The 21,433-nt window shown below is 72.7% G+C and carries 17 protein-coding genes; 9 read left to right on the top strand and 8 right to left on the bottom strand.

The annotated features are described in order from the left end of the window. Entirely contained in the window at positions 1-1,071 is a 1,071-nt protein-coding gene (locus tag AWQ71_RS12730) for a hypothetical protein (RefSeq protein ID WP_067131898.1), read from the top strand. A 77-nt stretch (positions 1,072-1,148) separates the two neighbouring features. After that, entirely contained in the window at positions 1,149-1,622 is a 474-nt protein-coding gene (locus AWQ71_RS12735; protein ID WP_067131901.1) for an Lrp/AsnC family transcriptional regulator, read from the top strand. Between the two features lie 95 nt (positions 1,623-1,717). Here AWQ71_RS12735 and AWQ71_RS12740 read toward each other — a convergent pair whose 3' ends face one another. Genes AWQ71_RS12740 through AWQ71_RS12765 form a run of 6 tightly spaced genes read right to left on the bottom strand, consistent with a single transcriptional unit; the run spans position 1,718 to position 8,402 of the window. Further along, on the bottom strand, positions 1,718-2,707 hold the full coding sequence (locus tag AWQ71_RS12740; protein WP_157570319.1) for an N-acetylglucosamine kinase: 990 nt from the start codon (positions 2,705-2,707) through the stop codon (positions 1,718-1,720). Further along, a complete protein-coding gene (locus tag AWQ71_RS12745) occupies positions 2,704-3,966 on the bottom strand; it encodes a 6-phospho-beta-glucosidase (protein WP_067131907.1) in 1,263 nt (420 codons plus the stop codon). The genes AWQ71_RS12740 and AWQ71_RS12745 overlap by 4 nt, the downstream gene beginning before the upstream one ends. After that, the gene (locus tag AWQ71_RS12750; RefSeq protein ID WP_067131910.1) at positions 3,963-4,856 is read right to left on the bottom strand and encodes a carbohydrate ABC transporter permease; all 894 of its coding nucleotides are present in this window, start codon (positions 4,854-4,856) and stop codon (positions 3,963-3,965) included. The genes AWQ71_RS12745 and AWQ71_RS12750 overlap by 4 nt, the downstream gene beginning before the upstream one ends. After that, positions 4,853-5,773 (bottom strand): carbohydrate ABC transporter permease, encoded by a 921-nt coding sequence (locus AWQ71_RS12755; protein WP_067131913.1) that lies wholly within the window; start codon positions 5,771-5,773, stop codon positions 4,853-4,855. The genes AWQ71_RS12750 and AWQ71_RS12755 overlap by 4 nt, the downstream gene beginning before the upstream one ends. A 4-nt stretch (positions 5,774-5,777) precedes the next feature. Continuing rightward, positions 5,778-7,100, bottom strand: a complete 1,323-nt coding sequence (locus tag AWQ71_RS12760) for an extracellular solute-binding protein (RefSeq protein WP_067131916.1) — start codon at positions 7,098-7,100, stop codon at positions 5,778-5,780. 9 nt (positions 7,101-7,109) lie between these two features. Continuing rightward, entirely contained in the window at positions 7,110-8,402 is a 1,293-nt protein-coding gene (locus AWQ71_RS12765) for an ROK family transcriptional regulator (RefSeq protein WP_067131919.1), read from the bottom strand. Positions 8,403-8,645: 243 nt separating this feature from the next. Between AWQ71_RS12765 and AWQ71_RS12770 the strand changes: the two genes are divergently transcribed. From AWQ71_RS12770 to AWQ71_RS12795, 6 genes are all read left to right on the top strand, one after another. Beyond that, the gene (locus AWQ71_RS12770) at positions 8,646-10,892 is read left to right on the top strand and encodes an ATP-binding domain-containing protein (protein WP_067131921.1); all 2,247 of its coding nucleotides are present in this window, start codon (positions 8,646-8,648) and stop codon (positions 10,890-10,892) included. A 676-nt stretch (positions 10,893-11,568) separates the two neighbouring features. Continuing rightward, the gene (lnt, locus tag AWQ71_RS12775; RefSeq protein WP_245658249.1) at positions 11,569-13,206 is read left to right on the top strand and encodes an apolipoprotein N-acyltransferase; all 1,638 of its coding nucleotides are present in this window, start codon (positions 11,569-11,571) and stop codon (positions 13,204-13,206) included. Beyond that, a complete protein-coding gene (locus AWQ71_RS12780) occupies positions 13,203-13,979 on the top strand; it encodes a polyprenol monophosphomannose synthase (RefSeq protein ID WP_439650368.1) in 777 nt (258 codons plus the stop codon). Before lnt ends, AWQ71_RS12780 begins: the two co-directional genes overlap by 4 nt. Positions 13,980-14,109: 130 nt before the next feature. After that, positions 14,110-14,646, top strand: coding sequence for an FxsA family protein (locus AWQ71_RS12785; RefSeq protein WP_067131926.1), 537 nt, complete (start codon positions 14,110-14,112; stop codon positions 14,644-14,646). 169 nt (positions 14,647-14,815) lie between these two features. Then, positions 14,816-16,102 (top strand): YncE family protein, encoded by a 1,287-nt coding sequence (locus tag AWQ71_RS12790; RefSeq protein WP_067131929.1) that lies wholly within the window; start codon positions 14,816-14,818, stop codon positions 16,100-16,102. After that, positions 16,099-16,938, top strand: coding sequence for a polysaccharide deacetylase family protein (locus AWQ71_RS12795; protein ID WP_084258822.1), 840 nt, complete (start codon positions 16,099-16,101; stop codon positions 16,936-16,938). The genes AWQ71_RS12790 and AWQ71_RS12795 overlap by 4 nt, the downstream gene beginning before the upstream one ends. Before the next feature lie 12 nt (positions 16,939-16,950). Here the strand turns inward: AWQ71_RS12795 and AWQ71_RS12800 are convergent, their stop codons facing one another. Together AWQ71_RS12800 and AWQ71_RS12805 are read right to left on the bottom strand one after the other, a co-directional pair. Further along, positions 16,951-17,976 carry an ROK family protein gene (locus AWQ71_RS12800; RefSeq protein ID WP_067131933.1) on the bottom strand — a complete coding sequence of 342 codons (1,026 nt, stop codon included), beginning with the start codon at positions 17,974-17,976 and terminating at the stop codon, positions 16,951-16,953. Between the two features lie 102 nt (positions 17,977-18,078). Next, positions 18,079-18,819 (bottom strand): HAD family hydrolase, encoded by a 741-nt coding sequence (locus AWQ71_RS12805; protein WP_067132345.1) that lies wholly within the window; start codon positions 18,817-18,819, stop codon positions 18,079-18,081. Between the two features lie 272 nt (positions 18,820-19,091). Between AWQ71_RS12805 and AWQ71_RS12810 the strand changes: the two genes are divergently transcribed. After that, positions 19,092-21,377, top strand: coding sequence for a heavy metal translocating P-type ATPase (locus AWQ71_RS12810; protein ID WP_067131936.1), 2,286 nt, complete (start codon positions 19,092-19,094; stop codon positions 21,375-21,377). Positions 21,378-21,433: the final 56 nt, after the last annotated feature.

A 21,433-nucleotide genomic window follows, 5' to 3' on the forward strand; every position in this document is an offset into this window, starting at 1 on the left:
GTGCTGCGACTTCTCCTTCTTCTCTGGACGTCCACGCTCGCCCGCCTCTCCGGGGGCGGCCGGCGACCGGGCGACGGCCGGGACCGGGACCCGGCGGCCGTCGAATACGCCGAGGTCGTCCCGGACCCGGTGGTGCTGGAACGGGGTGCGCGGACGCCGATCCTGATCAACCTCGTCACCAGCGGATCGGCCGGTGAGCGGCCGCGCGGCGTCCTGGAGGGGCCGGACGGCTCCCGCGCCGAGCTGGGCTTCGACCGCTCCGACAAGGCGCCGTACGAGGAGGGCTGGCGGGCGGAGCACGTCTTCCTCCCGGGCATCGCCCTCGGGACCTGGCGGGCGGTCATCGAGTACGGCGCGGCCGTCCACGAGCTGGAGTTCTCGGTCGAGGACGCGGAGGAGAGGGATCCGGCCACCATCGTGGACTTCCGGGTGGTCGCCGACCCGGTGGAGGAGGACGCCCCGATCACGCTCGCGGGCTTCCTGAAGGCCGAGCGGTCCCGGCTGCGGGATCGCCGGGTCGTGCTGTCCTTCCGCCCCGAGGACGCGCTCGCCTGGAGCGAGATCGCGGAGGCGTGGACCGGAGAGGACGGCGACTTCGCCGTGACGCTCGACGCGTGGGAGCCGGGCTGGTGGCGCGCGGTCTACTACGGGACGCCACGCTGGTCCGACGGCGGGCACCCGCTGCGGGGCACGCGCAGTGAGGCCGTCTTCATGGCGATGCGCAGCGGGCCCAAGACGCGGTCGCGGTTCTCCGGCTACACGGCGCTGCCCTCGCCCACATCCGCCGGGAAGCTGGTGAAGCACTCGGGGCGGCTCATCCACGAGACCCCGCTCGACCCGCCGCCCGGCGTCGAATGGGTGGCCGCCGCGTCGCGGGAGGTGACGTTCTGGTTCAGGCCCGCGGGCGGCTCGTGGTCGCCGAACCCCGTCGGCAGGGCGACGACCACGAACAACGGCTCCTTCACCAAGAAGCTCACCGCGTCGAGGTCGGGGGAGTGGCAGGTGCGCTACGGCGGACAGAGCGGGGACCTCAAGGCCACCCCGAAGAGCCGTCAGGTGAAGGTCAGGTGAGGGGCCGGTGAGAGTGAGGACAAACTGACACCTTCCGGCGGCCCCCGGCGCTTTGATCCGGCGCTACCGTGTCAGGGATGGAGGAGATCGATCGCCGCATCGTGTCGTTACTGGCCCGTGACGGCCGGATGAGCTTCACCGATCTGGCCAAGGAGACGGGGCTGTCGGTGTCGGCCGTGCACCAGCGGGTGCGCCGGTTGGAGAAACGCGGTGTGATCCGCGGCTACGCGGCGCTGGTCGACTACGACGAGATCGGCCTCCCGCTGACCGCGTTCATCTCGATCAAGCCGATCGACCCGGCCGCGCCCGACGACGCGCCGATCCGGCTGAGCCACATCGCCGCGATCGAGGCGTGCCACAGCGTGGCGGGCGACGAGAGCTACATCCTCAAGGTCCGGGTGGCCTCGCCGATCGCCCTGGAGGAGCTGCTGCAGCAGATCCGCGCCTCGGCCAACGTGAGCACCCGCACCACGATCGTCCTGAGCACGCCGTACGACTACCGCAGCCCGGAGATCGAGCCCGGCCAGGCCGGCGGCGACGCCGAGCGCTGACCGGGCGGCCCGGGCCGCCGCCGAGCCCTCGGGGCGGCGGCCATGGGATGACTCATGATCTCAGCCCGCCCGAGGCCGTCGCCGGCCGGGGCGATCTAGACCTGGGCCGGGAGGAAGTGCCCGCGCACCCGTTCGTAGGCTTCGGGCGCGGCGCCGAACCGGTCGAGGCCGAGCAGGGCGGCCCCGACGATCGGCGGCACGTCGGCGACGACCAGCACGGCGTGCGGCGCGCGCGCGGCGTAGCCCCGTTCGACGAGCGACATGAGCAGCTCGTCGCCCGCGGTCAGCACCCCGCCGCCGAGGACGACCTCGCACGGCTCGTTCAGCAGGCCGAGGCGGCGCATCGCCACCTCGCCGAGGACGGTCACCTCCTCGGCCAGCCGCTCGACCAGGCCGCGGGCGATCGCGTCGCCGCGCGCCGCCGCCAGCAGCGGGGGCACCAGCTCGTGCAGCCGCTCGGCGGGCAGCTCCCCGAAGTGCAGCCCGATGACCGCCTCCTCGACCGTGGCCGTGCCGAACCCGGCGCGGACCACGTCCACCAGGGCGGTGCCCGGCCCCCTGCCGTCCTCGGCGCGCGCGGCGTGCCAGAGCACCTCCTCGCCGAGGCCGTACCCGCCGCCCCAGTCGCCGCTGAGCCGGCCGAGCGCGGGGAACCTGGCCACCTCGCCGGAGGGGGCGACGCCGACGGCGTTGATCCCGGCCCCGCAGACCACCGCCACGCCCCACGGGCCGGAGGCCCCGGCGCGCAGCAGGGCGAACGTGTCGTTGCCGACGACGACGTCGGGGGCGTGGCCGCGCGTGAGCAGTTCGTCGCGCAGGCGCTCCTCCTCGATCGGCAGGTCGGCCCCGGCCACGTAGGCGGCGACATGGTCCGCCACGGGAACTCCGGGACGGTACGCGGGGACCGTGCGGGCGACGATCTCGCCGATCACGTCGATCGCCGCCGCCACCCCCGCGCTCTGCGGCAGGAACGCCGCGCCTCTGCCGGTGGCGAGCACGGACCCGTCCTCGGAGACGAGGGCTACGGCGGTCTTGCTGTTCCCCCCGTCGACCGCCAGCACGGTGCGCGGACGGCGGTCGGTCACCGGGACACCGCCCACGGCAGATGCGCCCGGCCCGCCTCGACGAGCAGCCGGGCCAGCTCGTCGGACAGGGAGGCCTGCCCGACCAGCGGGTGCGCGAGCAGGGCGTCCCGCACCCGCCGTTCGCCGCCGCGCAGCGCCGCGTCCAGCGCCAGCGACTCGTACGCGGAGACGTGCGCGACCAGCCCCCGGTACAGCGGTTCGAGCGGTTCGACCGGGAGCGGCACGGCCCCGGCGGCGGTGATCCGCGCGGGCACCTCGACGACCGCGTCGGCGTCCAGGAACGGCAGCGTGCCGCCGTTGCGGGTGTTGACCACCTGGACGTCGCCCCGGTCGTTCACGAGGGACGCGATGAGCGCCACGGCCGCCTCCGAGTAGAAGGCGCCGCCCCGCTTCTCCAGCAGCTCCGGCTTGGTGTCCACGGAGGGGTCGGCGTACAGGTCGAGCAGGGCGGACTCCATGGCCGCGACCTCGGCCGCCCGGGACGGCTTGCTCCGCTGCTCCTCCACCACCTCGTCGTGGGCGTAGAAGTAGCGCAGATAGTAGGAGGGGACGACGCCGAGGTCGCGGAGCAGCCCGGCCGGCAGCCCGAGGTCGGCGGCGATCTCGTCGCCGTGCTCGGCCAGAATCCGGGGGAGGACGTCGCGCCCGTCGAGGTGGACGGAGCGCACCCAGGTCAGGTGGTTGAGCCCGACGTGGCCGAGCGAGATCCGCTCGGGGGGCACCCCGAGGCCGGCGGCGAAGCGGCGCTGGAACCCGATCGCCACGTTGCACAGCCCGATCGCGCGGTGGCCCGCGTCGAGCAGCGCCCGGGTGACGATGCCGACGGGGTTGGTGAAGTCCACGATCCACGCGTCCGGCGCGAGCCGGCGCACCCGCTCGGCGAGGTCCAGCACCACGGGGACGGTGCGCAGCGCCTTCGCCAGGCCGCCCGCCCCCGTCGTCTCCTGGCCGACGCAGCCGCAGCGCAGCGGCAGCGTCTCGTCCACGTTCCGCGCGGCCTGCCCGCCGACCCGGAGCTGGAACAGCACGGCCCCGGCCCCGGCGACGCCGTCCTCGACGGTCGTGGCGGTGCGGACCACGGCGGGATGGCCGGCCCGGGCCAGCATCCGCCGGGCCATCCCGGACACCAGCCCCAGACGGTGCTCGTCCGGGTCGATCAAGGCGATCTCAGACAGCGGGAGTTCGTCGCGTAGCCGGGCGAACCCGTCGATCAGCTCCGGCGTGTACGTCGAGCCGCCCCCGACAACGGCCAGTTTCATTTCACTCCTGTCAGTTTGACGCCCTCGATGAAGACCTTCTGGGCGAAGAAGAAGATGACGATCACGGGTGCCATGGCCAGCACGGTCGCGGCCATGGTGAGGTTCCACTGGACGCGGTGCACCGACCGGAACGCGGCCAGCCCGAGCGACAGCGTCCAGTTGTCCAGGTCGGTCCCCGCGTACAGCAGGGGGCCGTAGTAGTCGTTCCAGCAGTAGAAGAACTGGAACAGGGCGACGGCCGCGATGGCCGGCTTCGCCATGGGCAGGATCACCCGGACGAGGGTGCGGAACTCGCCGCAGCCGTCGACCCGGGCCGCGTCGGAGTACTCGCGTGGGATCGTCACGAGGAACTGCCGCAGCAGGAAGATCGAGAAGGCGTCGCCGAGCAGCATCGGGATGATCAGCGGCCACAGGGTGCCGGTGAGGTGGAACCGGGCCCACACGAGGTAGACGGGCACGGCGACGACCTGCGGCGGCAGCATCATCGTGGTGATGACCAGCAGGAACGCCAGCCTGCGCCCCCGGAACCTGAACCGGGCCAGCGCGTACGCCACGGGGATCGACGACAGCAGCATGAACACGGTGGCGAGCACCGAGTACATGATCGTGTTGCCGATCCAGGTGAGCAGCGGCGTCTTCTCGAAGATCTCCGCGAAGTTGGACCAGTTCCAGGCGTCCGGCCACAACCGCGAGGTGAGCGCCTGCTGGTCGCTCATCACGGCGGTGAGCGCGATGAAGACCAGCGGACCGAGGAACATGATCGCCAGCGCGATGGCGATGGCGTGCTTGGCGATCCAGTACAGCGCGGCCCGGCCGCGGCGGGGCCGGGCGGGCGCGGGCGGCGTGGCGCCGGCCCGCTCCCGGACGGTGGCGGCGGGGGCGGCGGTCATGCGTCCTCCTCACCGAAGCCGCGGAACTGGCGCAGCAGGATCAGGGTGAACACCATGGACACCGCGAACAGGACGAGCGCCAGGACGCAGGCGTAGCCCATCGCGAAGTCGCGGAACCCCTGATGGAACAGCCATTCCGGGAAGGTCAGGGTGGACTGGTCGGGATAGCCGGGGACGAACACCGACCCGGCGGAGTCGGTCGCACCGGAGGCGACCCGCGCGGCCACCATCGCCTGGGTGAAGTACTGCAGGGTCTGGATGACCCCGGTGACGGCGGCGAACATGAGCACCGGACGGATCACCGGGAGCGTGATGTGGACGAACTGCCGCCAGCCGGTCGCGCCGTCGAGCGCGGCGGCCTCGTAGAGCTGCTTGGGCACGTCGAGCAACGCGGCCATGAAGATGACCATCAGGTCGCCCACCGACCAGAGGGCCAGCATGGTGAGCCCCCACTTCGACCAGGCGGGGTCGCCGAACCAGTCCGGGGACCTGACCCCGATCGTGCCGAGGATCGCCTGCACCGGGCCGGTGGCCGGGTTGAGCAGGTAGACGAAGCCGAGCGTCCCGGCGACGAGCGGCACCAGCGACGGCAGGTAGAAGATCGTCCGGAAGATCCCGGCGCCCGCCTTCAGCCGGGTGATGAGCTGCGCGACGCCCAGGCCGAAGACGACGCGCAGCGGGACCATCACCACGACGAGCCACAGCGTGTTCCTGATGGAGGTCCAGGCGGCCTCGTCCTGCAGGAAGTACCGGTAGTTCAGCAGCCCGACCGGTTCCAGCGTGAACAGGTCGTACCGCTGGAACGAGAAGTACACCGTGGAGATCAGCGGATAGACGAAGAAGAGCGCGAACCCGATCAGCCAGGGGGAGAGGTAGGCCAGCGGGCGGAGCCGGTTGCCGAGGGTGATGGCGGCCATGGCGTCAGCCGCCCGCGGTCAGCTTGAGCTTCTCGTTGATCTTCTTGTCCACGTCCGCGAGGAGCGCGTCCAGGTCGGTTTTCCGGCCCGACTCCCAGGCGATCTGGGCCTCCTGCAAGGTCTGCTGGTTGAAGACCGAGTTGATGTGCGCGGGCAGCGTGGAGCTGTTCGGGTTGGCGAAGACGTCGAGGAACGTCTGGAAGTTCGGGTCCTTCTTCAGGTCCGGCGACCGCAACGCCGGCAGCGTGCTCGGCACGTTCCTGATCGCGTTGGAGAGCGTGACCAGGGCGTCGGTGTCCGTGGTGAGGTACTTCACCAGCTCCCAGGCGGCCTCCTGGTGCTTGGCGCCGCGCGGGATGCCGATGACGGTGCCGGCGATGAAGCCCGCGCCGTACCGGGCGGCCTGGTCGTCGGCGACCGGCAGCGGGGCGGTGCCGTAGTCGAGGTCGGGCGTGTCGGCGGCGATCATGGCGTTGCGCCATTCGCCGTCGATCGCCATGGCGACCTTGCCCTTCTGGAAGGGGTTGTCGGCGGACCACTCGTCGCCGAAGCTCTTGCGGAACTTCTCGAGCTTGTCGTAGCCGAACCAGTCGGTGAGGTCCTTCTGCCACTTCATGAGGCTCTTCCACGCCGGGTCGGAGCCGATCGCGGAGGTGCCGTCCGGGTTCGTCCACGTGGCGCCCACCATGACGCCGGTGTGGATCGGGGCGTTCTCGTACATCTGGCTGGACGGCACGAACCCGGCGACCTTGATGGTGCCGTCCGCGTCCCGGACCGTGAGCTTCTTGGTGAGGTCGGCCAGCTCGGACAGCGTCTTCGGGGGTTGCTGCCCCTTCATCAGCTTCTTGTTGTAGTAGAGCCCGTACGTGTCGGCGAGCATGGGCATCACGCACCGCTTGCCCTCGTACTGGGTGTACTCGGCGATCACCTTCGGGAACAGTGCCGCCGGGTCGATCTTTCCGGCCGTGAGATACGGGTTGAGGTCCTGGAAGATCCCGGCCTTGCAGAACTGGGCGACGCTGTCGGTGGTGAACGACAGGGCCACGTCCGGCGGGTTGCCGCCGCGCACCGCCTGCAGGATCTGGTCGTCCTGGATCGCCTTGGTCGCCTTGACCGTGATCCAGGGGAACTTCTGCTTGAAGCCGGCCAGCGTGTCCTCGAACGCCTTGAGCTCGCTGTCGGCAGTGAAACCGTGCCAGAACTCGATGGTGACCGGGTCGTCGGCCGTCGCGGACGTGGGCGCGGGACCGGGGGACTCGGTGCCCGCCGTGCAGCCGGTGACCAGCGCGAGGCCGGCCACGGCCGAGATCGCCAGCAGTCGTTTCACATGCGCCTCCTATGGGCGAAGGGGGGTGGGGATGAGCGGGTTGCCGCCCCGCTCCGGCGCTTCCCGGCGCCCGGACGATCCGAAGAGCTCGTCCCGCGCGGTGTCGAGGGCGAGGTCCAGCGCCCCGGCGAGGACGGGGTTGCCCTCGACGCTGGACAGACGCAGCGGGGGACGCGGGATGGTGAGCGTGTGGAGCTCGCGCTCGATGAGGTCGCGCAGCGTCTCGCCTCCGGCGAGCAGCACCCCGCCGGAGAGGACGACGATCTCGGGGTCGACGACCGCCGTGATGGCGGCGAGCCCGACGGCGAGGCGCGAGGCCAGCTCGCGCAGCGCCTCCGCCGCCGCCGGGGCGAGCCGGCCGCCGGACTCGACCGCGCGGGCCGCGTTCTGCACGGCCGCGGCGGGCGTCGCGCCGCGCAGCCCGTGCGCGCGCATGATCCGCAGGACGGCGGGGCCGCCGGCGAGGGCCTGGAAGCCGTGGTCGGCGCGCCTGCCGACGTCGCGGGGGGTCGGCGCGCCGATGGCGGGCATGTAGCCGACCTCGCCCGCGCCGCCGGTCGCCCCCCGGTGCAGCCGGCCGCCGAGGACGAGCGCCGACCCGATGCCCTCGTCCGCCCACAGCAGGACGTAGTCCTGGTGCCCCCTGGCCGCGCCCCGGGCCTGCTCGGCCTGGGCGACCAGGTTGACGTCGTTCTCCACGTCCACGGGCACGCCGAGGCCGTCCCGGAGGGTGCCGACCACGTCGGGGATGTGCCAGCCGGGGATGTGCGCGGCGTACCCGAGGCGGCCGGTCGAGGGGTCCACCGCGCCGCCGATGCCGATGACCACCCGCCGCAGCGCCGTGACCGCGACGTCGGCGCCGGGGCCGTCCCCGGGCGCGCCGTCGGTCTTCACGGCGGAGCAGGCGCCCTCCAGGGCCGCCCGCACCTTCTCCACGATGTCGCCGCCCGCCCGTCCCGGAGTGGGCAGGCAGTACTCTGCCACGACCGTCCCGGTGATGTCGGCGACGGCGACGGCGATCCGGGCCGGGGTGACGTCGAGCGCCGCCACGTGGGCCGCGGCCGCGTTGATCCGGTACAGCTCCGCCGTACGGCCGGGGAGGCCCTCGCGGATGCCGTCGAGCACGACCAGGCCGGCCTCCTGGAGCCGGGCCAGGAGCTGGGACGCCGTGGGCTTGGACAGGCCGGTGAGCGCGCCGAGCTCGGGCCGGGTCAGGGGGCCGCGGTCGAGAAGGACCATCAGCGCGGCGCGGTCGTTGATCGCGCGCAGCAGGCTGGGTGTGCCGGGGGTCGGCTGGCTCACGGGAGTCCTTCCGGGAATAGCGAAGAAGTTAGGAAAGGTCACTAACTTGAAGAGAAAGTAAGGAAACTTTCCAAACTCGTCAAGGGGGCGGCGTCCCCCGCAACCGACTCGTGACGCGGCCGCCGTCCCGGCCCGTGCCGGCACGCCGGGAACCTGCCTCTCACCTGGCCGGATCCGGCCAGGACGGCCGCGAGGGGGGCCGGATGGAGGGACTGTCCTCAGCCACGTAGAATCGGGCGGCCTATGCCTTATTCATCGGCGGGCGAGCTGGCCCGGGAACAGAAGTACGTCGCCACTCTCTATGAGCGGCTCGACGTGCTGCGGGTGCGGACGCGCGAGCAACTGGACGAGGTGCTCGCCCAGGGCGCGTCGGGCACCCACCAGAACCGTTCCGAGCGCGATTCCTTCGCCGACATGTACGCGCAGCGGCTCGCCCGGCTGTGGGCGGTCGAGCACGGCCTGTGCTTCGGCCGGCTCGACAACGCCGACGGCGGCCGGCTGTACATCGGCCGGATCGGCCTGGCCGACGACGACCAGGAGCGGATGCTGATCGACTGGCGGGCGCCGGTCGCCCAGCCGTTCTACCGCGCCACCCCGGCCGCGCCGATGGGCGTGACCCGCCGCAGGCACCTGCAGACCCGGGGCCGTACCGTCACCAACGTCGACGACGACCTCCTCGACCTCGACGGCCTGACGGACGCCGACCGCGCCTCGCTCAACGGCGAGGCGGCCCTGCTCGCCGCGCTCGGCGAGAAGCGCACCGGCCGGATGCGCGACATCGTCGCGACCATCCAGTCGGAGCAGGACGCGATCATCCGCGGCGACCTGAACGGCGTCCTCGTCGTCCAGGGCGGTCCGGGCACCGGCAAGACCGTGGTCGCCCTGCACCGCGCCGCGTACCTCCTCTACACCTACCGCGAGCGGCTGGAACGGCGCGGTGTCCTCATCCTCGGCCCCAACCTCACCTTCCTGCGCTACATCGAGCACGTGCTGCCCTCGCTGGGCGAGACCGACGTGCTGCTGTCCACGGTCGGCGAGCTGTACCCCGGCGTCACGGGCACCCGCTGGGAGCCGCCGGAGGCCGCCGCGATCAAGGGCGGCATCCGGATGGCCGACGTGATCGGGAAGGCCGTGCGGGACCGGCAGCGCGTGCCGTCCGCGCCGGTGGAGATCCGCCTGGACAAGTTCACGCTCAAGCTCGACCGGCAGGCCTTCGAGGCGGCCCGGTCGCGCGCCGTCCGCTCGCGCCGGCCGCACAACGAGGCGCGGGCCGTGTTCGTCCGGCACCTGCTCAACACGCTGACCCGGCAGGCGGCCAGGCAGCTCGGCCGCGGGATGCTCGCCGACGACGACTTCGCCGACCTGCGCGAGGACCTGCGGACCGAGACCCCCGTGCGCACCGCGCTCAACCGGCTGTGGCCGTACCTCACGCCGCAGCAGCTCCTGATCGGCCTCTACACCTCCAAGGAGCGGATGGCCGACGCCGGTCTCGCGCCCGCCGAGTGCGACCTGCTGCTGCGTGAGCCGCCGCGTCCCGGTGAGAACTGGTGGAGCGAGGCCGACGCGCCGCTCCTCGACGAGGCCGCCGAGCTGCTCGGCGAGATCGACGAGGGCGTGCTGCGCGCCGCCCGCCGCGCCGAGGAGGAGCGCGAGGAGCAGCTCGCGTACGCCCGCGAGGTGCTGGAGCTGACCGGCATGGCCGACATCATGGACGCGGAGCGGTTCGCGGCCCGGCAACGCGCCGACGACGTCTACCTGACCACGGCCGAACGCGCCGCCAAGGACCGCACCTGGGCGTTCGGGCACGTGATCGTGGACGAGGCGCAGGAGCTGTCCCCGATGGCCTGGCGCGCCGTGATGCGGCGCTGCCCGACCCGCTCGATGACCGTGGTGGGCGACATCGCCCAGACGGGGTCGGCGGCCGGCGCGGCGAGCTGGGGCCGGGTCCTCGACCCGTACGTCAAGGGCCGCTGGCGCGAGGCGGGGTTGTCGGTCAACTACCGCACCCCCGCCGAGATCATGGCCGTGGCCGCCGACGTTCTCGGCCTGGTCGGCCCCGGCCTGAAGGCCCCCGATTCGGTACGCGAGACGGGCGAGCGGCCCTGGTCGGCCAGGGTCGCCGACCCGGTGACCGGCCTCGCGCCGCTCGTGCGCCGCGAGATCGTCCCGGACGGCCGGCTCGCCGTGATCGTGCCTCACACGCGCGAGGCGGAGCTGGGCGCGGCCCTGGTGGCCGGGGTGCCGGGCGCGGTCGCCGGACCCGGCCCGGGGGCGCTCGACGCGCCGGTGTGCGTGCTCACCGTCGCCGAGGCGAAGGGGCTGGAGTTCGACTCGGTGATCGTGGTCGAGCCGGGTGAGATCCTGAGGGAGTCCCCGCGAGGACCAAGCGATCTTTATGTGGCGCTGACCCGGGCGACGCGACGACTCGGCGTGATCCACTCCGAGCCGCTGCCCCACGCCCTGGAGAGCCTCGTTCCACGTGCCGACTGATGCGAGAGTGCCGGGATCTGTGCGAATATGAGCGAGATCGCACACACGTCCTGCCTCGATCCCGGACATCCAGCCTGTCCTAGCTGCGAAAACTTGGTGTTTCCGCTGTTGGGGGCACGGTTGACATCTGAGCTGAGGTCGGTAGTTTGCTGCGCAGTCCAGCACGGGACTGACCGGTTGACCGTCTTCTGACATCGCCCGATTCTGCGTCCGTGACGGAGGCATACTCCGTCTGCAAGCCAGGCGCAGCGCTGGCGTTCCGTCGAGTCGGGGCACCTCAGCCGGCCGGGGGGTTGGACCCGGGAGGGGTCCGGATACCCAGTAGACAACGGAGCTCCGCGCCCGCCGCCGACGGGACGGATCCGGTCCGAAGGGTCTGTCCGGGCCCCCTTCCGTCAGCGAACACCCCCCCGGGAACGTTCCCACGGAAGCCCCCGTCCCCCGTGCGCCCCGTCCCTGCCGGGCGAAAGCACGCCTTTCCCGCCCCGCCGCCGCGACCAGATAAAGTCGGGGTGTTCCGCGACGGCCACGTGGGACGCGCAAGGTCCGCTCTCCGCTCCACATCCGGCGCGGCGTGCCGTGCCCGGTCGGCCGGCGAAAGCGGGAAACCGGGCGCTGGAAACTCCTGGCGGTCAGGCCGCGGCAGGACGTCGAAGGCGAGGAGAACACCGCCCCCGTGGCAACCGAAGTGAAACCTCAGGCGACCCCGGGGGCCGCCCCCGGCGATCGGCGCCCGGCGCGCACCCGCCTCGCGGCGCGGGTGGGGTGCTCCGTCGCGGGCGCGCTGCTCCTCTTCCTCGCCTTCCCGCCCCTCGACTGGTGGTTCTGCGCCCCCCTCGGCGTCGCCCTGCTCACCCTCGCCCTGTACGGCGCCCGCCCCCGCCGCGCGGCCTGGCTGGCCTACGTCGGCGCGTTCGCGTTCCTGCTGCCGACGCTTGCGTGGGTGCGGCCGATCGGTGACGACACCTGGCTGGCGCTGGTCGCCATCGAGAGCCTCTTCTGGGCCGCCCTGGGGGTGTTGGCCTCCCTCGTGATGCGCGTGCGCCTGTGGCCGCTCTGGGTGGCCTGCCTGTGGGTCGCCCAGGAGTGGGCCAGGGGCCTGGTGCCCTTCGGCGGCTTCCCGTGGGCCAGGCTCGCGTTCAGCCAGGGCGAGTCGCCGTACACGGGGCTCGCGGCCCTGGGGGGCGCGCCGCTTGTAACTTTCACGGTCGCCCTGACCGGCGCCCTGCTGTCCCTGCTGCTCGCCGGGCTTCCCGGTGCGCTGCGCCGCCCCCGCGTCGTTGCGGGGACGCTGCTCGCCGCGATAGCCCTACCCCTGCTGGGGCTCGCGGTGCCCCGGCCGGGCGACGAGGGCGGGACAGTGAAGATCGGCGTCATCCAGGGCAACGTCCCCGGCCGCGGGATGGATTTCCTGGGTGGCGAGCCGGCCGTCGTGCTGCGCAACCACGCCGACGAGACCCACCGGCTGGCCGAGGCCGTACGCGCCGGAAAGCTGCCCAAGCCCGACATCGTCGTCTGGCCGGAGAACTCCAGCGACATCGATCCCAACCGCACCGCGTTCGCGCGCGACGTGATCGACTCCGCGGCCAAGGACGTCGGCGTGCCGATCCTGACCGGGATCATCGCCCTGATCGGCGACGAGCACCGCGCGACCCGGAGCCTGATCTGGGACCCGGTGACGGGCCCCGGCGCCTACTACGACAAGCGGAACCTGGTGCCCTTCGGCGAGTTCACGCCGTTCAAGGACCTCATCCTGGCGCTGTCGGACCGGGCCAACCTCGTCGGCCGCCAGTCGATCCCGGGCGACCGCCCCGGCGCGCTGCGGATGGGCCCCGTCACGGTCGGCGCGGTGAGCTGCTATGAGGTCGCCTTCGACGGCACGGTACGCGACACGGTGGCCGCCGGAGGCAGCCCGCTGATCGTCCAGACCAACAACGCCAGCTACGCGCTGACCAACCTGCCGCCGCAGCAGCTCGCCATGTCCAAACTGCGCGCGGTCGAACACAACAGAAGTGTGATCACTACCGCTACAACGGGTATATCCGCATATGTGGACCCGGACGGTACGGTCGAGTGGCGCACGCGCGAGCTCGAACCCGCGATGAACGTCGTGACCGTCCCCGTAAGAACACGCGGCACGATTGCCACCGAAGTGGGCGCCGTTCCTGAGTGGATCCTGATACTGATGGGAGCCGGCGCGACGGCGGTGGCGCTCGTCTCACGAAAGCGAACCTCAAACGCGATCGACACGGACGTCCCGCCGGCGGCCCCGGCACGGCCGGAAGATCACGGTTACGCGAGCGAGGAGCGGTGAGCGACCCCTTGGGCATGGAGGAAGAGCTGGTGGAGCGGACTTCCGGGCGGGTGCTCGTCATCATCCCCACATACAACGAGTGCGAGAATCTCCCGATGATCGTCGGGCGTCTGCGCGCGGCGCTGCCCGACGTGCATCTGCTCATCGCCGACGACAACAGCCCCGACGGCACCGGGAAGATCGCCGACGAGCTCGCCGAGAAGGACGACCACATCCACGTGATGCACCGCCCGGGCAAGCAGGGGCTGGGCGCGGCCTACGTCGCGGGCTTCCAGTGGGGCCTGGCCGAGGGCTACGACATCCTGGTCGAGATGGACGCCGACGGCTCCCACCAGCCCGAGGAACTGCACAAGCTGCTCGACGCGGTCGCCGAGGGCGCCGACCTGGCGATCGGCTCCCGCTGGGTGCCGGGCGGCAAGGTGGTCAACTGGCCCGCCTCCCGCGAGTTCCTGTCCCGGGGCGCCAACACCTACAGCCGTCTCATGCTCGGCATGCCGGTACGGGACGCCACCGCCGGCTTCCGCGCCTACCGGGCCGCCACACTGGAGAAGGTGGGCCTGGAGGACGTCGAGTCCCAGGGGTACTGCTTCCAGGTGGATCTCACCCTCCGCACCGTGCGCCGGGGGCTGCGCGTGGCCGAGGTGCCGATCACGTTCGTCGAGCGCACGGCCGGCGCCAGCAAGATGAACCGGGGCATCATGACCGAGGCGTTCTGGCGGATCGCCGTCTGGGGCGTCAACGGCCTGCCCGGCCGGCTCCGCCGGAAGAGCTGAGCCCGGGAGCGCGCGCCCGGCCGCCTGTCCGGGGACGGGCCCGAGGAGGTGCTCCCCGCTCCGCCTTTCGCTCTGAGCGATATCGGAACCGCATGGGCCGACGGGGGCGTTCCTCCTAGCGGAGGTCCTGATGACACGTAGGTGGCTGCTCCCCGGCCTGTTGCTCTTCCCGGTCGTGGAGATCGTGCTGCTCATCCTGGCCGGTCGGGCGATCGGCGGTGGGCTGACGCTCATGGTGCTGCTGGTCGGCGCCGTGGCCGGGATGTGGCTGATGCGCAAGGAAGGGCGACGGGCCTGGTCCGCCCTTCAGGAGGCCGCGCAGTCGGGCCGCATGCCCGACCGCGAGCTGGGGGACTCGGCCATCGTGATGGCCGGGGGCGCGCTGCTGGCGATCCCCGGCTTCCTCAGCGACCTCGTCGGCATCTTCCTCATCCTGCCGGTCACCCGGCCGATCGCCCGCCGCGGCCTGGCCTGGTTCTTCGCCCGCAGGGTGGGCGACATCGCCGCCCGCTCGCCGTACGGCCCGTTGTTCGACCGCATGGGCGGTCCCGGGGCGCCGGGCGGTCCCGGGCAGCAGGGCCGGGTCGTCCACGGCGAGGTGATCCACGACGACGAGCAGGAGGTCGTCGAGGGCCGGGTCGTCGTACGGCGGCGCGACCCCCAGTAGGACCGAGCGGTAGGACCGAGCGGTAGGACCGACCCCACGGGGTCCGCACCTCGGGTCGTATGCGAACGATGTCCCGTAGCGGATGGACACTCCCCGAACCGGAGTTGACCGTCGGATGGGAAACGCCTCCCTAGCCTGGCCGAATGGCGCAGCGACTCCCCAGGCCGCTATGACGGCGGCCGGCCCCTTGTGGCGAGCAGGCGAGCGAACCGGGCCCGACACCCTCCCCGGTTCCCGACGGGCCCGAACGGCCCGCACCATCCGTACGGTCGCCCTGGCTCTGACCGGAGCGACACTGACCGGCACCACCCTGAGCGGGTGCGGCACGGCCCCCACGGATGTCACGACCAGCCCGGCGGCGGGACGCGGCGTCGTCTCCCCGTCGCCCGCACCCGCGTCACCGTCCGGTTCGGCGGCCGACGCCGCCTCCGGGCCGAGAGACTCCAAACGGGCCGCCTCCAAGCGCGACATCTACGCGGCCGACCGGCCGGGGATGCTCAGCCCCGTCGTGGCCGGGTTCCCGTCCCGCGTGTACGTGCCCAACAGCGAGAGCGACAGCGTCGACGTCATCGATCCCAAGACGTACAAGGTCATCGAACACTTCCGGACCGGCCGGCTGCCACAGCACGTCGTGCCGTCGTGGGACATGAAGCGGCTGTGGGTCAACAACAACCGGGGGAACACGCTCACCCCGATCGACCCGAAGACCGGCAAGCCCGGCCGTCCGGTACCGGTGGAGGACCCGTACAACCTGTACTTCTCCCCGGACGGCCGGGAGGCGCTGGTGATGGCCGAACGGAACAACGAGCTCGACTTCCGTGATCCGCGTTCGATGCGGCTCCTGCACTCGATGCCGGTGCCCTGCCGGGGGATCAACCACGCCGACTTCACCGCCGACGGGTCGCTCTTCCTCGCGAGCTGCGAGTTCTCCGGCGACCTGGTGGTCATCGACTGGCGGCGGCGCAAGGTGACCAAGACCATCGCCCTCGGCCCGGCGAGCATGCCGCAGGACGTCAAGCTCTCCCCTGACGGCACGACCTTCTACGTGGCCGACATGGACAGGGGCGGCGTCTGGCTGGTCGACGCGGCCACCTTCAAGGTCATCAGGTTCATGCCGACCGGCGCCGGGGCGCACGGCCTGTACGTCAGCCGGGACTCACGCGTCCTCTACGTGTCCAACAGGGGCGCGGGATCGGTGTCGGTCGTGTCCTTCAAGGAGCAGAAGCCGATCGCCACCTGGCCCATCCCGGGCGGCGGCTCACCCGACATGGGCGGGCTGTCCGCCGACGGCCGCGAGCTGTGGCTGGCCGGCCGCTACCACGGCGTCGTCTACGTCTTCGACACGGTGGCCGGGAAGCTCACGCACACGATCAAAGTTGGCGCGGGGCCGCACGGGCTGTGCGTCTACCCCCAGCCGGGCCGTTACTCGCTCGGCCACACCGGGATCTTCCGATGACGTCCGGCGGGACCCCGCCTTCTCCTCTCGGGCGGCCGGATCGCCGGCTGCTCCTCCTGGCCGCGACGATGGCCCTCGCCTCCGCCTGTTCCCGCGGCGGCGAGGGTGCGAGCGGGGCCGGGAGCGCCGTGGAACCCGCCGCCGGCTCCCCGGCGGCCAGGACGCGGTCGAGGCCGCCCGTGGGGAAGAGCCCCGTGGCGCCCAGCCCGTCCGCGGCGCCCACCCTGTCCCGGCTGCCCGCCGAGGTGGCGCACGGGCCGCGCCAGCGCAGGATGGTCGCGCTGACCTTCCACGGCTCGGGTCCGCCCGAGCTGGCCGAGGCGGCGCTCCGGGCGATCGAGAAGGCGGGAGGGCACGCCACCGTGCTCGCCGTCGGCACCTGGCTCGACCAGTACCCGGCGATGGCCCGGCGGGTGCTCGACGGCGGCCACGACCTCGGCAACCACACCCAGAACCACCTCGACATCTCCTCGCTCGACGCGGCGTCCGCACGCCGGGAGATCGAGGAGTGCGCGGCCCGCCTGCGCGCCCTGACCGGCTCGATCGGCTCCTGGTTCCGGCCCTCCGCGTCCCGCACCGCCACGCCGCTGGTGCGCCGGCTCAGCGCTCGCGCGGGCTATCCCACCTGCCTGTCCTACGACGTCGACTCGCTCGACCACACCGATCCGGGCCCGCGCGCCGTCGTGGACAACGTGCTGCGCGCCGTACGGCCCGGCTCGGTGGTGAGCATGCACCTCGGGCATCAGGGGACGGTCGCGGCGTTGCCCCGCGTCCTGGACGGGCTGCGGGCCCGGGGCCTGCGGGCGGTCACCACGACGGAACTGCTCCGCGCCTGAGCCCCGGGGCGGTCAGTCGCGGGCGACGGCGTCCAGCGCGGCGAGGGCGGCGCCCCGGGCGCCCGCCATGTCGAGGTCGTCCACCAGCGACACGACGGCCACCCGCCGCTGCTCCTCGCGCAGCAGGGTGTTCTCGCGCACCTTCTCCAGGAACCACTCCCGGAAGTGCGGCGCCGCCTCCACGACCCCGCCGCCCAGGAAGTACGCGCTGGGGTCGGTGAAGTTGGCGGCGATCGTGAAGAGCCGGCCGATCGCCTTCGCCTGCTGCTCGAAGACCTTCAGTGCCAGCGGGTCGCCGTTCTCGCCGTAGCCGCGCAGCAGCTTGGCGGCCTTCCCGGGCGGATCGACGGAGGCCAGTTCGTGGTCCGGGAACCGGGTCAGCCAGAAGGGCAGCAGGTTCTTCTCGATGCCGGTCAGGGACGCCACACTCTCCGCGTCGCCGGTGAAGCCGCAGTTGCACTCCGGGAACGGTTGACCGTCCTCCAGGAGGCCGTGCAGCGGGATGTGGACGTGCCCCAGCTCGCCCGCCATCCCGGCGGCTCCCTTGACCACGCGGCCGTTCTCGATGACGCCGCCGCCGAGGCCGGTGCCGACGATCGCCGAGATCGACGAGTGCTTGTGCGCCGCGGCCCCGAAGCGCATGTGATGCGCGTACAGGGCGGCGGCGTTCCCGTCGTTGTTGTAGACGACCGGGAGCTCCAGCCGCGCCTCCAGCGCTCCGCGGAAGTCGAAGCCGTGCCAGGGGGGCTCGGAGAAGTTCGTCGCCCCCTTGGACGAGATGACGCCGTCCGCGCTGGCCGGGCCCGGGGTGTCCAGCCCGACGGCGCGGACGCGGGAGCGGGCGACTCCGGCCAGCCGGAGCACGTTCTCCATCGCGTCGGCGAGGCGCTCCACTGCCACCTCGGGCCCCTCGCGCACCATGCTCGGGGTCTCCACCAGCTGGTCCACCAGGAAACGACCCGACGCGTCGAGCACGGTCGCGTTGTTGCTGGTGCCGCCGTTGTCGAGGCCGACGACGAACGACTCTGCATCTGCCATGCGGGAGATTCCTTTGCCTTCGCTTGTCCGTGCGAAGACTATTGCGGCGACGACCGTCGAGAGAACCCCCCGCCGGGCAATCAGCTGAGCAGATAGGGCCGGTCAGCGGGCGGTCACGGGGACCCGGCCGGTCACCGACAACTCGTCGAGGCCGGAGACGACGATGTCCGCCGAGGGGCCCTCCGGGAGGTCCACCCGCCTCCCGTCCCGGTCCACGTCGATCACCAGGCCGAAACCGCCCCGCCGGGCCGCTTCCAGGCCGGGCAGCGTGCTCTCCAGCACGGCGGTCCGCTCCAGGGGGACGCCGAGGCGGCGGGCGGCCTCGACGAACAGCGCCGGGTCGGGGCGTCCGGGGAGGCCGATCCGGGCGGCGTCCTCGCCGTCCACCACCTCGTCGAACAGGTGACGGATCGCGGCGGCGGTGAGGACGCCGCGGCAGTGCCGGCTCGCGGAGACGGCGGCGATCCGCGCGCCGCGCCGCCGCAGTTCGAGCAGCAGCGCCACGCCGCCCGGATGGGCCGCCACCCCGTGCCGCCGCAGATGCGCGAGGAACAGGTCGTCCTTCTCGGCGGCGAGGGAGCGAACGCTCGGCATGCCGGGCGGGCCCTCCTCGGGCAGGCTCAGGCCGCGGGAGGCCAGGAACGTGCGGATGCCGTCGAACCGGGGCCGTCCGTCCACATGGCGGAAGTAGTCGTCGCGGATGTCGAACGGCTCGGAGCGGCCGTGCAGGAACCGGTCGAACACGTGCTTCCAGGCCGCCGCGTGCGCACGGGCGGTGTCGGTGACGACGCCGTCGGTGTCGAAGATCGCCGCGCTGATCGAGGTCAGGTCGATGGCCGCCATGACGTCGTCCCTTCCGTGCTGGATCGTGGAGTGAACACGGACCTCTCCCGTCCGGATCGGATGGGCACCCACCGGACCGTTCCATCATGGGGGACGGCTCCATGGCGGCCATGACCCACCCCACCATCTCCTGCCCTCGCCCCGGAAAGGCCGAAAGTCCGTGATCGTCGGACCGAATGTCCCGCCATCCATGGGCCGGGTCGCCGTGGTGCGTCCGAACGCGAAGGGTCAGAGTGGGAGGAAGCGGTCTTTTCGCGGGGAGGGGAACGGACGTGAGACGGTACGGTCTCGTCGCACTGCTCGTCGTCACGATCGGCGCGCTGCTCGGGGGCGGCGCCCTGTGGCTGCTCGGCGCCGTCGCCGCGGCGGACATCGCGTGGGCCGTGGGGACGCTCGCCGCGCTGCTCCCCGCCGCCTGGTGGCTGGTCTCGGCGCTGTGGCGGGGCAGGCTGGGCGTCGACGCCATCGCCGTGCTCGCCCTCGGTGGGGCGCTCGCCGTACAGGAGTACCTGGCCGGCGCGCTGATCGGCGTGATGCTCTCGACCGGCCAGATCCTGGACGACTACGCGCTGCGCCGGGCCCGCCGGGACCTGACGGCCCTGTACGAGCGCGCGCCGCGCACCGCCCGCCGCTACGAGGACGGCACACCGCACGTCATCCCCGTGGACGAGGTGCGGCTCGGCGACCTGCTGCTCGTCCCGACCGGCGAGACGGTCCCGGTGGACGGCGTCGTGCGGCGCGGGGTGGCGCTGCTCGACGAGTCGGCGCTGACGGGCGAGTCCCTGCCGGTGGAGCACCCCGAGGGGGAGAGCGTGCCCAGCGGCGTGGTCAACGCGGGCGGGGCGTTCGAGATGCGCGCGACCGTGACCGCGGCCGAGAGCACGTACACCGGCGTCGTCCGGCTGGCCCGCGAGACCGAGGCGGACAGCGCCCCGATCGTGCGCCTCGCCGACCGGTTCGCGGCCTGGTTCGTGCCCGCGACCCTCCTGGTCGCCGGGCTGGCCTGGCTGGTCTCCCGCGACCCGGTCCGCGCGGTCGCGGTGCTCGTCGTGGCCACCCCCTGCCCGCTGCTGCTCGCCGCGCCCGCCGCCATCGCGTCCGGCCTGTCCCGTACGGCACGGCACGGCGTGGTGGTGAAGGGCGGCGGGGCGCTGGAGACCCTCGGGAGGGCACGGACGCTGGTGCTGGACAAGACCGGGACGCTCACCGTCGGCCGGCCGCAGGTGGTGGACGTCGTGCCCGCGCCCGGCCGGACCCGCGACGAGGTCCTGCGGCTGGCGGCGGCGGTGGACCAGATGTCGTCGCACGTGCTGGCCTCGGCGATCGTCCGCACCGCCCGCGAGCGGGGGCTGGAGCTCCCCGTGCCCGGCGACGTGCGGGAGGAGCCGGGCAGCGGGACCAGCGCGCTGGTCGAGGGCGCCAAGGTCCGGGTCGGCAAGGCCCGTACGGCGTCGCGGTCGGAGTGGGAGGAGACGCAGCGGGCCAGGGCGGCGCTCGACGGTGCGATGACGGTGTGGGTGAGCGTGGACGACGCGGTCGCCGGCGTGATCCTGCTGCGGGACGAGGTGCGCGGGGACGCCGGACGCACGTTGCGGCGGCTGCGCTCGGCCGGGATCGACCGGGTGGTGATGCTCACCGGCGACCGGGCCGAGGTCGCGGAGAGCGTCGCGACCGTGCTCGGCATCGACCAGGTGTTCGCCGAGCGCTCCCCGGCGGACAAGGTGGAGGGGGTCCGGGAGGAGGTGCGGCGGGCCACGACCGCGATGGTCGGCGACGGCGTCAACGACGCGCCGGCGCTCGCCGCCGCCGACGTGGGCGTGGCGATGGGCGCCCGCGGCTCCGGCGCCTCGGCCCAGGCCGCCGACGTGGTGCTCACCACCGACCGGATCGACCGGCTGGCCGACGCGATGGAGGTCGCCCGGCGCTCGCGGCGGATCGCCGTGCAGAGCGCGGGCGTGGGCATCGGGCTCTCGCTGGTGGCCATGATCGTGGCGGCGTTCGGCTTCCTGCCTCCGGCGGGCGGTGCCCTGCTGCAGGAGGGCATCGACGTCGCGGTCATCCTGAACGCGCTGCGGGCGCTCGCGCCCGGCCTGGGGGCGCGGCAGCGGGTGAGCGGCCGGACGGACGCCCTGCTGCGGCGGTTCGAGAGCGAGCATGCCGAGCTGCGCCCGCCGCTGGAGAGCATCAGGGACGTCGCCGACGCGCTCGCCTCGCCGCCCGCTCCGGGCACCCTCGCCGAGCTCCGCAGGGTCCACGACTTCCTCACCGAGGACCTGCTTCCGCACGAGCACGACGAGGAGGAGCGGCTCTACCCGGCGATGGGCGAGCTGCTCGGCGATTCGGAGGCGACGGTGACGATGAGCAGGGCGCACGCCGAGATCGACCGGCTGGTCACGCGGCTCGGCCGGCACATCGAGCTCGCCGAGCCCGGCGGCCCGCACCCGGAGCAGCTCGACGACCTGCGGGCCTGCCTGTACGGGCTGTACGCCGTGCTGACCCTGCACTTCGCGCAGGAGGAGGAGGCGTACTTCTCCCTCGCGACGAGCGGCCGCGACTGATGCGGCGACCGATGCGGCGACTGATCGCTTCGCGCGATCACGGGGCGCGCGGCCCC

The organism is Microtetraspora malaysiensis (assembly GCF_001528665.1).
In the GTDB taxonomy this organism is placed as follows: Bacteria; Actinomycetota; Actinomycetes; order Streptosporangiales; family Streptosporangiaceae; genus Microtetraspora_A; species Microtetraspora_A malaysiensis.